The 13,492-nt window shown below is 70.5% G+C and carries 10 protein-coding genes; all 10 read right to left on the bottom strand.

Annotated features, from left to right (window positions below; all coding sequences use genetic code 11):
- Nucleotides 1-48: 48 nt before the first annotated feature.
- The 10 genes from OG953_RS37245 to OG953_RS37290 all read right to left on the bottom strand — a co-directional run bounded on the left by OG953_RS37245 (nucleotide 49) and on the right by OG953_RS37290 (nucleotide 13,406).
- Entirely contained in the window at nucleotides 49-2,208 is a 2,160-nt protein-coding gene (locus tag OG953_RS37245) for a hypothetical protein (protein WP_405689878.1), read from the bottom strand.
- Nucleotides 2,208-6,062, bottom strand: coding sequence for a putative baseplate assembly protein (locus tag OG953_RS37250; RefSeq protein WP_405689880.1), 3,855 nt, complete (start codon nucleotides 6,060-6,062; stop codon nucleotides 2,208-2,210). The genes OG953_RS37245 and OG953_RS37250 overlap by 1 nt, the downstream gene beginning before the upstream one ends.
- A gap of 133 nt (nucleotides 6,063-6,195) precedes the next feature.
- The gene (locus tag OG953_RS37255; RefSeq protein WP_405689882.1) at nucleotides 6,196-9,336 is read right to left on the bottom strand and encodes a putative baseplate assembly protein; all 3,141 of its coding nucleotides are present in this window, start codon (nucleotides 9,334-9,336) and stop codon (nucleotides 6,196-6,198) included.
- Nucleotides 9,333-9,719 (bottom strand): GPW/gp25 family protein, encoded by a 387-nt coding sequence (locus OG953_RS37260; protein WP_405689884.1) that lies wholly within the window; start codon nucleotides 9,717-9,719, stop codon nucleotides 9,333-9,335. The genes OG953_RS37255 and OG953_RS37260 overlap by 4 nt, the downstream gene beginning before the upstream one ends.
- On the bottom strand, nucleotides 9,716-10,081 hold the full coding sequence (locus OG953_RS37265; protein WP_405689885.1) for a hypothetical protein: 366 nt from the start codon (nucleotides 10,079-10,081) through the stop codon (nucleotides 9,716-9,718). Before OG953_RS37265 ends, OG953_RS37260 begins: the two co-directional genes overlap by 4 nt.
- 19 nt (nucleotides 10,082-10,100) lie before the next feature.
- The gene (locus OG953_RS37270) at nucleotides 10,101-10,631 is read right to left on the bottom strand and encodes a phage baseplate assembly protein V (protein WP_405689887.1); all 531 of its coding nucleotides are present in this window, start codon (nucleotides 10,629-10,631) and stop codon (nucleotides 10,101-10,103) included.
- Between the two features lie 42 nt (nucleotides 10,632-10,673).
- Nucleotides 10,674-11,813 (bottom strand): hypothetical protein, encoded by a 1,140-nt coding sequence (locus tag OG953_RS37275; RefSeq protein WP_405689889.1) that lies wholly within the window; start codon nucleotides 11,811-11,813, stop codon nucleotides 10,674-10,676.
- The gene (locus OG953_RS37280; protein WP_405689891.1) at nucleotides 11,806-12,180 is read right to left on the bottom strand and encodes a hypothetical protein; all 375 of its coding nucleotides are present in this window, start codon (nucleotides 12,178-12,180) and stop codon (nucleotides 11,806-11,808) included. The genes OG953_RS37275 and OG953_RS37280 overlap by 8 nt, the downstream gene beginning before the upstream one ends.
- A gap of 9 nt (nucleotides 12,181-12,189) precedes the next feature.
- Nucleotides 12,190-12,876: a hypothetical protein gene (locus OG953_RS37285; protein ID WP_405689894.1), complete on the bottom strand. Its 687-nt coding sequence runs from the start codon at nucleotides 12,874-12,876 to the stop codon at nucleotides 12,190-12,192.
- 5 nt (nucleotides 12,877-12,881) lie between these two features.
- Nucleotides 12,882-13,406 carry a hypothetical protein gene (locus OG953_RS37290; RefSeq protein ID WP_405689896.1) on the bottom strand — a complete coding sequence of 175 codons (525 nt, stop codon included), beginning with the start codon at nucleotides 13,404-13,406 and terminating at the stop codon, nucleotides 12,882-12,884.
- Between the last annotated feature and the right edge of the window lie 86 nt (nucleotides 13,407-13,492).

Genomic DNA, 13,492 nt, shown 5'->3' on the forward strand with positions numbered 1-13,492 from the left:
TTCAGGAATGTGCGGGTCGAGAGAGTCATCGGGATCGTTGTGGCCGGATCAGGTGACGTAGAAGATCCCGGCGTCCGTGCCCGCGGGCGTGTACTGCGCGAGCCGCGCCCGCAGGCTGTCCTCGCGCTGCGGCCGGTACAGGTCGTGGAAGGCGCCCATCTCGGCCCCGTCCTGCGCCCCGCGCCGGATCTCCTGGGCGCACCGGTCCGCCAACTGCCCGTACCAGGGCGTCCCGTAGCGCTCTGACGTGAACAGCGGCCGCACGCGCGGGGCCTCGCCGGGACCGGCCGGGTCCGGCCGGCAGCGATACCTGCGCGGTGTGCGCGAGCCGACGGGGACGTACGAGAAGCGCAGGCAGCCGATGCCGCGACGCGCCACGTGGAGCCGTCCGGTGAACACGGAGTCCTCCGCGACCGCCACCGCGTGCGTGTGCACCTCGCCGATCACCGTGGTGCGGTGCGCGTGCAGGACGGCGTGGGCGTGTCGGCAGTCCGGGGCGGACAGGGCCGGGCGCTCGCTTCCGGTGGCATCCAGGACGCTGTCGCGGATGTGGATGTCGAGCGGTTCCTCGGAAACTTCGTTGCCGATGACCTCGATCGTGCCCAGGATGCTGTCCTCGATCTGCAGGCACGCCGTGGTGCGCTCCAGGACGATGCTCGGCTCCTGAGGGGCGTGCGGAGCGCACTCGGGTTCCAGGGACCAGCCGGGTACGAGCGTCGTGTGGCGCACGACGATTGCACCCACCGGGCCCGTCACGTTGATGCCGCGTCCGGCGACGAGCAGTCCGTCGAGGGTGATCCGCGGACGCTCCCCCGGTTCGCAATCCTCGTGCACGGAACGGATGTTGAGCGCATCCGGACGGTTGCTGTACCAGTCCAGGAGCCGGATCACCGGGCGGGTGCCCTCCGACGCGCGCACTTCGAGGCGGTCGCCGGGGTCGAGGTCGAAGTCCAGCTGCTCCTGGTGGGCGCCGCTGTGCGTGATCTCGATGATGCCCTCGGGGCCGCAGGTTCCGGCCCGCCGGTCGTGCTGCCAGGCCCGGTACGCGTCCATGATCTGCCGATACGTCTGCCCGGGCCCGACCCGGTAGAGAGCGGCTTCCGGGCGGGGCGGGTGGTGCCGTGCGTACTCGCCGCCGCCCATGTCGGCGCCGAACGCGTAGTGGTAGTCGACCCGGACGCCCTGCCGAGGCGCGGACCGCGACCCGAACGCGATCCGCCCGAGCTCCGGGTCGACGGCGACCTGCCCGCGCTTCGGCCGGTAGCGCCAGTTTGACAGGTCGGCCACCACGATGTCCGACGGCGGCACCGGCCTGTCCTCGCCGTCGCGCCGGATGACGAGGCTCTTGCCGGGGCCGTAGTAGTCGGCGAGCCGGTCGTGCAGTTGGCGGCGCCGGATGAACGCGGGAACGTTGTCGATCGTCGCGATGTGCGTCGCCGAGGGCTCCGGGACCGGCTTGGTCACCAGCGGGCTGTCGTTGCCGAGGATCGAGAAGGTGTAGAGGTTGCGGGCCCGGTCGATGCAGTACGCGGGTGAGGACGTCAGCGGGTGCGCCCTCAGCCGCCAGACGAAGAGGCCGACCCCGGCGGGTGTCAGACCACCTTGCCTGCGAAGGGAGTTGGCGCTCCTGACGTCGACCGAGCGAGCCACCGTCCCGAAGGCGGAACCCGCCAGGTCCAGTGCGGATCCGTCCCGCAGGTCAGCGAGGCGTCCGCGCCGCGAGCGGTTCGCGTCCCCGGACCCGGAGGACCCGGACCCGTACAGCTTGACCTGCTGCTGGTGCGAGACGAGCCGGGACAGTTCGACCGCCCGGGCCGGCCATCCCGTCACCTGCTCGCAGAGCTCTTCGAGCAGGTGCAGCGTGCCCTTGCGGCGCAGGTTCGCGACCGCGGCGGCCACGTCGCGGCGCGGTGCGATCGCCTCCGTCAGGCCGGCAGCCGAACTCCCGCCCCGCAGAGCGGTGGTGAGGACGCGCTCGTAGCCGGGCAGGGTGCGATAGCCCACGAGGTCGCCGAGGTAAGGAAGCACCCAGGGCGCCGCCGTCTCCACGAACAGGTCGTCGTAACTCTGCTCGACCCCGTTGCGTACGACATCGATCTGCTCGGCCATCACCGCGAGCAGGGCGCGCAGCGGCTCGCCCTCCTCGGCGTCCCTGAGGCGGTGCCACGGGGGGAGCAGCTGAGCGAGCCCGTCCGGCTCCCTGGACATCACTTGACCTCCGTCAGAATCAGTGTGTCCGCGGCCTTCGGCGTCAGCAGCACGAGCTGCGCCGGGCGGATGCCGCGGAAGACGAACACCGAACGGCCCTCGGCGAGGCGCCGGGTATCGGTGATGTCGGGGTTGAGGCGCAGGAGTTCGGCGAGCGGCACGCCGTGGCGTGCGCAGACCTCGGACAACGTCTCGCCGTCCTTCTTGCGCACGGTGTGGATCTTCTCGTCGTACATCGCCGAGCGCGCCGGGACCGTGGACCTCGGCTCACCGGGCGTGCCGAGCAGCCGCGTCAGCTCCTGCGCGGTGGCGCCCGCGGCGGCGGACGCGGACACCCCGGTGAAGACATCGACATCCATGTAGTCGACCCCCGGCACCGAATGTGCAGTTGCAAGAACCTCCGAGAGGCGCGCAGATGCAGCCAACTCCCTTCCCTCGAAGCCGAGTCGGCGCAGCAACGCCTGACGTAGTCGTGGTTCGACGACCTCCCAGGTGTGGTCTGGCGCGAGCTTCACCTTCGCAGCGATCAGGAGCAGCACCAGCTCGCGCACGTCCACCCGAACGGGCAGGCGCGCGTCGCCGTAGTCCGTGAGCGAGCCGCGCAGTGCGCGCAGCAGCGCTGAATCTCCGGTGCCATCGGCGATCGGAACGTCGTCCGTGCCCGCGACCGTCACGTGCAGCACACGCCGTCGCCCGTCGAAGAGTTCACGCGCAGCGGCCCGGCCGATCCCGGCGCGGGAGCGCGCGAAGTCCTCGTAGTCGGACACGGACACCAGACGGTCCAGGGCCGCGACCGCGAGCGGCACGGTGCGCCGGGTCAGCGACGGCCCGTCCGCGTCCGCACCGCCCGACGCCGGGCGCGGATTGGTGACCGATGTGACGCCGAGCGGGCGGGTCATGGCCTGGGTGATGCGTTCCGCCGCCACGTTCGCCGCCCTGCCGGTGCCGAAGCGGTATCGGGCGCGCACGTTGTCGTGGCCGCTGGGCAGGCGCGCGCCGTGCATGCCGTCGCCGAACGTCACCGTCGTGCGGCCGTCGCCGGTCGTGCCCGTGATGTACACGCGCTCGCGCGGCCCGCGCCCCGCCAGGCTGTCGACCGTGTGCCAGAGCAGCCCGTCGACGCGGATCTCCAGGACGGGCGTGGCGCCCAGCGGGGTGTCGGACGCCATCCAGGTGAGCGGCGACTGCCACAACGTGAACGTCTGGTTCGTACGGTCGGCGTCGCCGCTGCCGATCGGCTCGTCCCGGCCCTCGCCGTGCGTCGCCTCCACCACATTGCCGAGGACCTTCACCGTCTCGCGCCGGTAGCGGTACGCGAGATCGGCTGTCAGCGTCAGCTTCGTATGGACGTGGTCGCCCGGCAGTTGCGGATCGAGCGCGGGTTCGGCAGCCGCGATGACCACGACTTCGGTGGCCTCGACGCCCGCGCCCGAGGCGCCGGGGATGTCGCTGCGCCTGCCGCTGACGACGAGGGTACGGCCGGGGCGCAGCCCGTCGTACAGCTCGGCGAGTTCCAGTTCGTTGCCGTGAACGTCCTCGCCGAGCGGCTCGTCCGCCAGGCGCAGCGGCTCACCGGCGGCGTGCACGGTGGTGTCGCGGATGTGTGAGAGCAGCACGTCCTTGTCGTCCAGCCAGGGTTCGGCGAGGACGAGTTCGGTGCCGCGGCCCGTGATGCCGTAATTGGTGTACGCGGCCGTGCGCACGGCCGCGACCTTCGTGGTGACCAGCTTGAATTTCTTGTCACCGGGGTGGGCTTCGTCGTCTCCCTTGGCGGGCCGCTCGATCGCGACCCAGCTCCCGACGGTGATGCTGTCGTACACGGTGTCCAGCTGCACCACGCGACGGTTGGCAGGGGCCGGCTTGGTGGCGATGACGATCTCCACATGGGGAGCGGTGGTGCCGACCGTGTACCGGAGGGCCACCTCGTACTCGCCGTGCGTGAAATGCACCGGGACGCCCGGACGGAGGGGAACTTCCTTGGCCGTGCCGTTGTACACGCCGACGTTGATCACGCCGTGCGCGTCCGGGCGCGAAACAAAGAGCGTCCGCTCGGGCAGGCCCGAGTGGAGGCGGGCGGTGACGCCCGGCTCCTGGGAGTCGGTGGGGCGGCGGCTGAGCCAGTTCAGTTCGCGGTCCTGGCCGTTGCGGGTGGAGAGCTCGACCTGACCGGGGCCGAGGGGGAGGTTCTCCGGCTGGGGAATGGGCAGAGTCCTGGCGCGCTGGTCGGAGCTGCTGCCCTCGACGTGCTGGAACTCGGCCGTCTGCGGGACCTTGCCCGCGGGGTCGAACACCACGCGCATGGTGGTGAGGACGGCGCCGGTCAGGGGCCAGTCGGCGGTACGGATCACCCGCCCGCGGTCGTCCTGTACCGGCTTCAGGGGAGCCGTTGCCCCGAAGGGAACCGCTTGTGCGCGCAGGGCGAGCAGCTCACGCAGGAGGCTCGGAGCGCCCGGGACCGCGGCCTGCCGCCAGGCGGGATAGAGGGTGCCAAGGGCAGGGTTGAGGGTTTTGAGCAGACGGGCCGTGTCCGCGCCCGGGGTGGCGGACCCGCTGCCCCTCGGGGCGGGAGCCTTTTCGCCCAGGGCGGGAAGGAGGGCGGTGAGCGCCTGCAGTGCGGCCTCTTCCGGGCGAGGGAGCGGGGCGCCCGTCCGAACGGGCGACGCCGGCCGGGACGGGTCCGTTCCGGGTCGGGATCGGACCGACTCCGGTCGAGGAGGGTCCGCATCCGGTTGAGAAGGGGACAAATGCCCTGCCCGTTCCGCAAGTTCGGCCAGTACGGCTTCGAGCTGCGCGAACCACTCGGCCACGTCCTCGTACGGTGTCGCCAGGACCTGTGCCTCGGCGAGGCGGTCCACGGGCTCCATGAGGGCGGCGGCCAACTGCTCCGGAGTCTTCACTCCGTCGAGGACGTCCCGCAGCAAAGTGAGCACCTGGTCGTCGAAGTCGTCGATCAGACGGCTCACCGGACGCGGGTTGGGGACCTCGGGCGTGGGCGGCTCGTCGCCCGGCTCGCCCGGGTCCTGGGGCTCGGCGGTCCAGCGGCGAACCTCGTCGACGAGCTCCCTGAGCGTCGGCGGGGCCGAGCGCGGCAGACTGATCGCCGTGATCCCGTCGTCTCGGTCGACGCGTACGCGCGAGACGGGAAGAAGCAGCCGCTCGCCACCCGCCTGCTCACCGAAGACGAAGAGCAGCTGATCACCCGTCTGAAGGGAGTTCGCCGTGCCCTCAATGAAGAGTTCGGAGCGGCGGGTGAGGTCCTGAGGGGTGATCAGGGAGGGGCGCCGGCGGCGGAGCGCCAGTTGGTTCCAGTCCCAGCGGGCTGTCAGGTCCCGGCTGGTCTCGAACGTCTGCGACTCCTCGTCGGCCGATGCGGGGACGCTGTTGCTGCGCGCTCCGCGGGGGATGACCACGGGGAGGGTCTCCGCCCGCGGGTCACGGTCGAGGGTGTACGCGAGATGCGTGTTCGCGGCGACGCCGGGACGTGGCCGGTGACCGACCAGGCGGCCGAGCAGCACCAGCGAGCGGTGCTCGTTGGCCGTGCGCAGGTATGCCTCGTCGGCGATCCGCTCGGAGTGGAACGTCAGCAGGTCACCGAGGACGGCGGTCGCGTCGAGGAGACCGATCGCCGGGTCGTCGGGGGTGCGGACGGTCAGCTTGTCGAGCGCCGGGTAGGCGGGGGACGCAAGCCGGTCGAGCAGGGCGGACAGGAAGGAGCCGTACGCGCCGACGCGGTAGTCGAGGGCGTTGCGGCCCGGCGGGTTGTGCGGCCGAGCGGGTGCCACCCGCTCGTCGTGGCCGCCCGCGCTGGTACCGGCACAGCCGCAGCCGCAGTCGGGGGTGAGCTCGTCGCTCATCGGGCACCTCCAGGGTTTGCCGTCGCGGGCCGGTGGCGGTGGTCGCGGGCGGCGCGCAGGGCAGGGCGCGATGCGACGCACCGACCCGCACCCGGCGTGGCGCGGTCGTCGGGTGAGCATTGCTCCGCCGTGCTCATCGGACACCCCCAAGGGATATCGCCAGGTGGCCGTTCTCCGGCCGGTCCGGGTCGTTGTCGCAGGTGGCGATCTCCAGCGGGCCGAGCCGCAGCACGCCGTCCTCCCTCTCTCCTCGGTCCTCCTCGAACAGCCGCCGCAGACGGGTGACGTGAACGCTTTCCACGCCCTGGACGGCCGCCGCGGCCGCGACCAGCCGGCTGAGCCTGACCGGCTCGCCGAACGTCAGCGCGTCAGGGTGGAAGAAGCCGAGCCGCCCGCCGGCGAGCCGGCCATTGCCGAGCACGCGGTACAGCTCGGCCAGGATCTGCCCCTGCTGGTGCCCGGGCTTCGCGCACACCGACAGTGCGATGTCGAGCGGCACGAGACGCGCGGGCCCCACCACCACGTCGTGGCCGATGCGCCGATAGGCCTCCAGCGACTGGGCCACCGCGTCGAGCAGTGCCGGCGTCGGGGCCCCGGCGCCTTGGGCGTCGATCGCGATGTGTGCCTCCTGGACGCTGCCCGTCCAGCGCAGCTCCGCCGCCGCCCTCTGCACCCCGGGCAGGTCCGTGGCGAGGGCCGCGTAGTCGTCGGCGGTCACGGCGCGCAGCCGGGTGCGACGCAGGTCGAGCGGAGCCAACTGGCGTACCTGCTCGACGGGTTCGGGCTCGGTGCCGCCCACGGCGGGAAGCGGGTTGCGAACCCCGGTCACCGGCGGCTCTTCGCCCGTGTCCGCATCGTCGCCATCGTGGCGGAGCACCAAGTGGTTGATGGCCTCCGCGCCCACGTTGCCCGTAAGTCCGCCGCCCAGCCTGTAGTGGAGTTCCAGGCGCGCGCCGGGCGTCGGCTTCGCGCCGTGCCGCCCGTCGCCGAACCGCAGCGCGAGCCGCCCGTCGTCCTCCAGCTCACCCACGAAGTGCCGGTCGCGGGACCCGCTCTCGAGCAGGTCACGGCGCGGCGTCCAGCGCAGCTCGCCCTCGTGGAGGCGTACGGCGGGAAGGGTGCGGCGCGCGTCCTGCGCGAGCCCCGTCGTGGCGGAACCGCGCAGGACCGGCTCGTCGGGGTGGAGTCCCTCCGCATACGCCGGGCCCCAGCTGTGCGCGATCTCCCAGACGATGTGCCCGTCGAGGACCGCCCCGGCGCGGGCGCGCGCGGCCAGCACATCGATGCGGCGCAGCTTGGAGTCGAGCAACCGGTCGCTGCGGTGCAGGAGTTCGCGGAGTGCGCGGACCGGGTGCAGCCGCAGTTCGAAACGGTCGAGGACCCGCAGGCCGTAGATCACGGCCAGTTCGGCGATCTCCTCGTCACCGAGCCCGTCGTGGTCGCGGGCGCTGCGCCACAGCTCCACCAGACGCTGTTTCACCCGGCCCGGGATGGCGCCGATCCGCTCGGCCTGCCCCGCCGAAACAGCCCCGGGGTCGGGGAACGGCACGGCCTGCACCACGGGGGAGCGGCCGAGCAGCGGCCGGAAGCGGGGCGCGATGCCCGGGTAGACGGACTGTGCGAGCAGCGTGCGCATCGCTGCGGCCTGTGCGTACGCCGTGCCGGGCACGACGCGCTCCTGCCGCTGCCCGGCCGGTTCCAGGCCGAGCCCGGCGCGTGCGGTCGCGTCCTCGCCCACCACGTCGAACAGCTTGCGGATGTCGTCAGCGGTGAGTGCCACGCCGCACTCTGCCTTGTCCGTGAGGGAGTTGATGAGCTTCGCCGTCGCGTTGCCCTCGTCGTGGTCCCAGCAGCCGAACGCAGATGGGCCGCAGGGGACCGGGGTGGCGGGCGCGGGCGGCACGGTCGACGTCTCCGGCAGTGTCTCCCCGCACCAGTGCAACGTACGGCCGTGGTCGACAAGGACCACGTTGCCGCGCGCCACGCCGACGTCCTCTACAGGTGCGCAGCCGCGTCCGCCGCGCGTGGTCAGGCAGAGCGGGAAGCGCAGCGCGTCCTCGGCCGCCCAGGTGACCTCCAGGACCGGCTGATCCTCGATGCGGTCGACGCCCGGGGTGACGGACGTGAGGCGCACGGCCTGGCGGTGCGTCGGGTCGGCATCGCCCGGTGTCCCGCTGCGCGGCCCCTTGACCTCCTCCAGGACAAGCAAGTCACCTTCTTTCAGGCGGAGGTGACGCCCCTCGCAGGTCTCCGCGTCACGCCACTCGTCGCGCAGCGTGGCCGACGTGGCCCCCCTCGGCAGGGAGCACACGTCGCCGCCCCAGGTCCAAAGCCGTATCGCGTTGTGCGCGGGGCGCAACTCCAGGGAATCACCGGCCGCGACCGGCTCGAAGACCTCCACGGTGCCTTGCTCGGCGAGGTCGGCGAGATCCCGGTCGTCGATGACCGTCCCGGGCGCGGGTCGGTCGTGCGGATCGAGGACGCGTACGTCGACCGATGCGAAGCGGAACGTCCCCGGCGGCAGCGTGTGCTCACCGGCCGCCTCCACGATCACGTACGCACGGGAGGTGCAGCCGTCGTGCATCGCGTAGTCGATGAGCCGCACATGACGGCGTACGGAGACCCGGCGTCGCGCGGTGTCGAGATACGCCTCCGTGGCGACCGCGTCCTGCTGATAACTGATCTGGTCGCCGGTGTACGCGAGCAGCTCGACGAGCGTCATGCCCAGGTCGGCCGGGTTGCGCTCGACCCAGTCGGGCGTGGTGAGGGCAAGGCGGTCCAGGAGGAGCTTGCGGATGGTGTCGTAGTCGCGGGCCGTGTAGTCGACGACGGGCGTGCGGGGGAAGGAGGGTTCCTCCGTCGTCTCGTCCGCGCAGTCGAACGGCGTGGGACAGTCGGGACGGAAGCGGAACACCACGCTGTGGTAGCGCTGGTCGAAGCCGCGGAAGGGCTCCGTGCCCGGCCGCCCGTACGGGTCGGTCTCGACCAGGCCGAGCCGGTAGCGAGAGGTGTCGCCGGCCTTGTCGAGCGTGACGTACAGACGGTCGTCGAGCTCGGGGTCCTCCTCGCGCTCCACGCTGACGTCCACGGCCTCGATGTCGGTGATCCGCCGGCCGCCGTCGATGCGTACGTTCTGTGCGCGCAGGCCGTGCGGGGCCTTGCCGAGGAAGGAGACGGTGAGCAGGAGCCCGTCGTCACTCACCTCGACGGCGTCGATTCCATTGAGCTGCGCCGCCCTCACCTTGGCCCGTCGAGTGGATACGGGACTGGTCACGCCTCGGCCCTCCCTTCGAAGACGTCGTCACGACGGCTCCCCGTGGAGCGCACGGTGTACGACAGATACACGCGGACGACGTTCTCCTCACTCACCACGTCCAGGGCCGCGACCTCGATGAGGTCACCGAGCCAGCGCTGCAGCGCCGCCTGCACCGAGAGCTCCAACGCACTCGCCAGCTCGGGGCTGTTGGGCGTGAAGACCAGATCGAGCAGGCCGCAGCCGAAGTCGGGGCGCATCACGCGCTCGCCGGGACTGGTGAAGAGCAGCTGCTCGATCAGGTCGCGCACATGCTCGTCGCGGTCGGCGTGCGCGGTGCGCCCCCGCCGGTCGACCCGGAACGGAAAGGCGAGGTCGCTACGGACCCGGGTGCGGGGGTTCACCGGAAGGTCACCTCTCGCTGCGCGGGCTGGACGAAGGGCGGGCCCTGCGGCACGAACGCCGCCGTGACGCACTGGGCCGCGGAGGTGTCGAGCAACACCGGCGTGCCGTCGACCGTGATGCCGGTGGCGTCCGCGGACCAGCGCACGGCGGCGCACGGCTCGGGCACGCCGCCGACGGTGTGGGGGCAGCCGACCACGGCGTAACTGTGGGCAGCCGTCGCGACGGGCGCGCCATTGATGAGCACGGACCGGTCCGACGAGCCGGCCGTCGGGGTGGCGCGACCGCCGTGCGGGCAACTGATCACGGCACCGGAGCCACCGCCGGAGCCGACGGTGAGCAGACTCCCGGAAATCCCGGACATCCTGTTGATCCCCCGTTTTCTATCGCTTGGCGGCCAGGTTCAACTGGCCCTTGTTGATGGTCACTTCCTTGCCGCGCAGAATGACCTCGGCTCCGTCGCCGGTCGCGATGACCACGGCCTCCTTGGTGATCCGGATGTAGGCGCCGTCCTGTGCCTGGAGCAGAATCCCTTGCTCGGGCGCGTCATTCATCACGATCTTGTGATTGCCCGGCGTCTGGACGACGACCGGCTTGTTCGGCGAGTTCTGCTGCACGGCGGTGCGCGCGTCCGGTGGCAGCTCGGCCTCGGCCCCGTACCAGCACCCCGTCCACACCGGGAAGCTCGGATCGCCCTGCTCGAACTCGACCCACACGCCCGCGCCCGGCGGCGGCACCACGAACTGGCCCGCCTGCGGTCCGGTGAAGGGCAGACAGGGCAGCGCCCACGTCGACGGCTCGTCGCCCAGTACGTCCGGGACCTCGACCGTGACCCGGCCGATGTGCAGCGGGTCGTTGTTGTCCACGACTCGGCCACGGAACTTGCCGAGGTAGCGATTGCTGGGTTCCGCCATGCTGAACTGCTCCTGGTCTGTGGGATGTTGCCCGGTGGTGCGTCAGGGTCGGACGTAGGCGCTGCGTGCTTCGATCCCTTCTCGCGACAGGGTGAAGTTCTGCAGGAAGGACCCCGGCCGCAGGTTGTGCGTCACGGACTTCACGTAGTAGTCGCCGTCGTACGCACGGCCGGAGCCGCGCACGCCGACCAACTGGCGCGGCTGCAGGATGTAGCCGTGCCGGTTGACGTCGAGCGATCCCGATCCGGAGATGACATCGGCGGACACGGCCGCGCGCGCGAGCAGTTCGGCCTCGGCCGCCTCGCGTTGCTGTTTGGCGGTGCCGGAGAGCGTCCTGCGCTTGAGCGCGGGGGTGGCCCGCTTGCCCAGGGGCGGGCGCAAGGGGCTGATGACCGGCTGGGGGAGCAGGGTGGACTGCCGGGTCCTCGGGTCCTGCCAGCGCGCCTGAGGCTCCTCGCGGGCGGTTCCGTCGTACGCGAACGTCAGCTGGTCGACAGTGGAGTTGGCATCCATGTTGACGTTGAGGGCGTGCTGGCGGATGCCGAGGCGGACCTCGGGGCCCCAGCGGGCCGACGACTGACCGGGGTTGGGTCCCGGCTCCAGGTAGAAGGTGTAGCCGTTGGCGCGGGCCAGCTCGGTGACGTATTGCAGATCGGTGCCCGTCTGGTAGTGCACGCGCAGATTCTGGTGCGGGGGCTGGGAGATCTTCTCCGTGTACACGTCCGGCCGGATGCCGTACTCCGAGTAGCGGCGCAGGATCGCGAGCACACGCTCGGACGGCGGCAGGTTGGGATACCGGTCCGTGCGCTCCTCCAGATCCATGAGCAGCGTCAGGTCCTCGCCGGTGACGGTCAGGGTGGAGTGTCCCGGTTGGTTGCTGGTACCCACTTCCTGACGAACGATCAGTCCGTCGAAGAGGACCTCGGGGGTTCCCTTGACCGTGACAGTGACGATGACGCGGGTCTTCGGATCGAAGAATCCCTCGGGGAGCAGGGTGCGGCTGATGAGCCCGTTCTTGGTCAGGTCGAAGGCGAGCTGGAACCCGCTCCGCTCACCCGCGGTCGTGGTGATCTGCGCCGAGAGGAGTGCCTCGGCCACCTCGGCGGGGACCGGCCGGGCCAGCTGGGGTCCCATGGAGAGGGTGATGTGGACAGGGCCCTGGCCCACGGGCAGTTCAGACACGTCGTTCTCCCCGCGGGAAGTTGCCGGCGAGCGGTATCTCGATCTCGCTGCCGGGTTCGGCGGTGAGTTCGCGGGGGTCGAGGACGGGGTTGGCGTCGGCGATCTGCCACCACTGGCCGGGGTCGCCGAAGTAGCGCTGTCCCAGGAGGTCGGGGCGGTCGCCGGTGTTGACGGTGTGCGGCTGCGTGTCGTCGGTGTCCGCCGCCACGATCGGGGGCAGTAACCGTCGCTTGGTGTAACGGACTTCGGTCCCGTCCGGCTGTCGGTGCACGCCGATCTCGGCGTCGTGGTAGCGGCTGGAGCGGGGGTAGGGATGGGCGCCGGGTATCGCGTCCAGGGCGTTCTCGTACGGTTCCGTGCCGGCCATGGTGTCCGGTCAGCTCCTTCCCATGCCGATGTCGCCGGGGGTGAGCCCGAGAGTGCCGAGACTTCCCGCACGCGCGGCGCCGGCCAGCCGTTCTTTCTGTGCGAGGTGCGCGAAGTACAGCTCGGCGCCGCGGTGGCCGGCCGGCAGGTCGCTGACCGTGAGCACCTTCAAGCCGATGCTCAGCGAGGCGCGGATCGGGTTCAGGTTCACGTCGAAGGCGGATTCATTGATGGACAGTTCCGTGAGCCGCACGGGCATGACGCGCTTGCTGCCCCATGTGAAGAGGGTCAGCGGCATCTCGATCGGACTGATCTCGATGGTCCCCTTCTTGGACAGGCGGCTCGCTTCCCGCAGTTGGGCCGATGTGGGCTGCACGAGCATTTCGAGAACGGCCAGTTGGGGGTGTATCCCGTCCGGCGCGGCGATCTCGAACTGGTCGGTGGCATCGATCTCGGCGGTGAACTTCCAGGTCTCCTGAGCGGGGCCTTTGAGACGGAGGGCCTCGTTTCTGTCGCCGGACCCGCTGCCGCCTCCTCCGGAGTCGCCGCTTCCGCCGGCCGATTGGGGCGAGAGGCTGCGTTCCAGGGTGTCCGGGTTGAACTGGAGGACGATGATGCGCTGGGGGGTGCCGCGTTCGGGGTCTATGAGGACTATTCCGGAGCGGATGGGTTTGGGGATGTCTGCGTAGCGGGTCAATGTGCTCAACTCCGTCCGGTGTCAAGGGCGGCCAGTACTCGGGTGGCCAGCTCTCGAACGGCTTTTTTGGGGTCGGCCGATGAGATGTCCGTGAGTACATCTGTGAACTGCTGCCATTTGGTGTGGAAGATTGCCTGAACGGCCGCCTCTCGGAATTCGGGCGCAGCATCCCGGGCCGCATGTACAAGACACCCGAAGAACCGCTCGTCAAATTCTCGTGGCGCTCCGAGGCCCACCTTGATCACGGCGTCGGCGCGCTCCTTCTTACTTCCGGCATCAACTACGCCCTGCAGGAGTTCGACATCGTCAAGCACGTCGATACCGGCCGTCACGAGACCAGTGAGATGATCGGCGATCTCCTGGCCCAGGTTGCTCATGAAAGATACATATGACACGCGAAGTGCATCATCACGGAAATAATTGAAATTCAGCCCCAGCGAGACCTGCCACGCCAGCCGGCGCGGCACTCCGCGGCGTTGATCACCGGCGACGTCCACCGCTAGCACCCAGCCCATACGCGCCGCGAACATCCCGATCGATTCCTCGGATACGAAGTGTCGCAGAACGAACCTTCGAGACCGAGAGACGCCACTCGGAGACGAGACCATGACCACTC

It is taken from the genome of Streptomyces sp. NBC_00057 (assembly GCF_045041165.1).
Lineage (GTDB): Bacteria > Actinomycetota > Actinomycetes > Streptomycetales > Streptomycetaceae > Streptomyces.

Excerpts from the sequence above, each read along its gene's own strand:
- OG953_RS37290 (WP_405689896.1), bottom strand. The coding sequence starts at position 13,406 with ATGTTCGCGGCGCGTATGGGCTGGGTGCTAGCGGTGGACGTCGCCGGT.
- OG953_RS37265 (WP_405689885.1), bottom strand. The coding sequence starts at position 10,081 with ATGTCCGGGATTTCCGGGAGTCTGCTCACCGTCGGCTCCGGCGGTGGC.
- OG953_RS37250 (WP_405689880.1), bottom strand. The coding sequence starts at position 6,062 with ATGAGCGACGAGCTCACCCCCGACTGCGGCTGCGGCTGTGCCGGTACC.
- OG953_RS37280 (WP_405689891.1), bottom strand. The coding sequence starts at position 12,180 with ATGGCCGGCACGGAACCGTACGAGAACGCCCTGGACGCGATACCCGGC.
- OG953_RS37270 (WP_405689887.1), bottom strand. The coding sequence starts at position 10,631 with ATGGCGGAACCCAGCAATCGCTACCTCGGCAAGTTCCGTGGCCGAGTC.
- OG953_RS37245 (WP_405689878.1), bottom strand. The coding sequence starts at position 2,208 with ATGTCCAGGGAGCCGGACGGGCTCGCTCAGCTGCTCCCCCCGTGGCAC.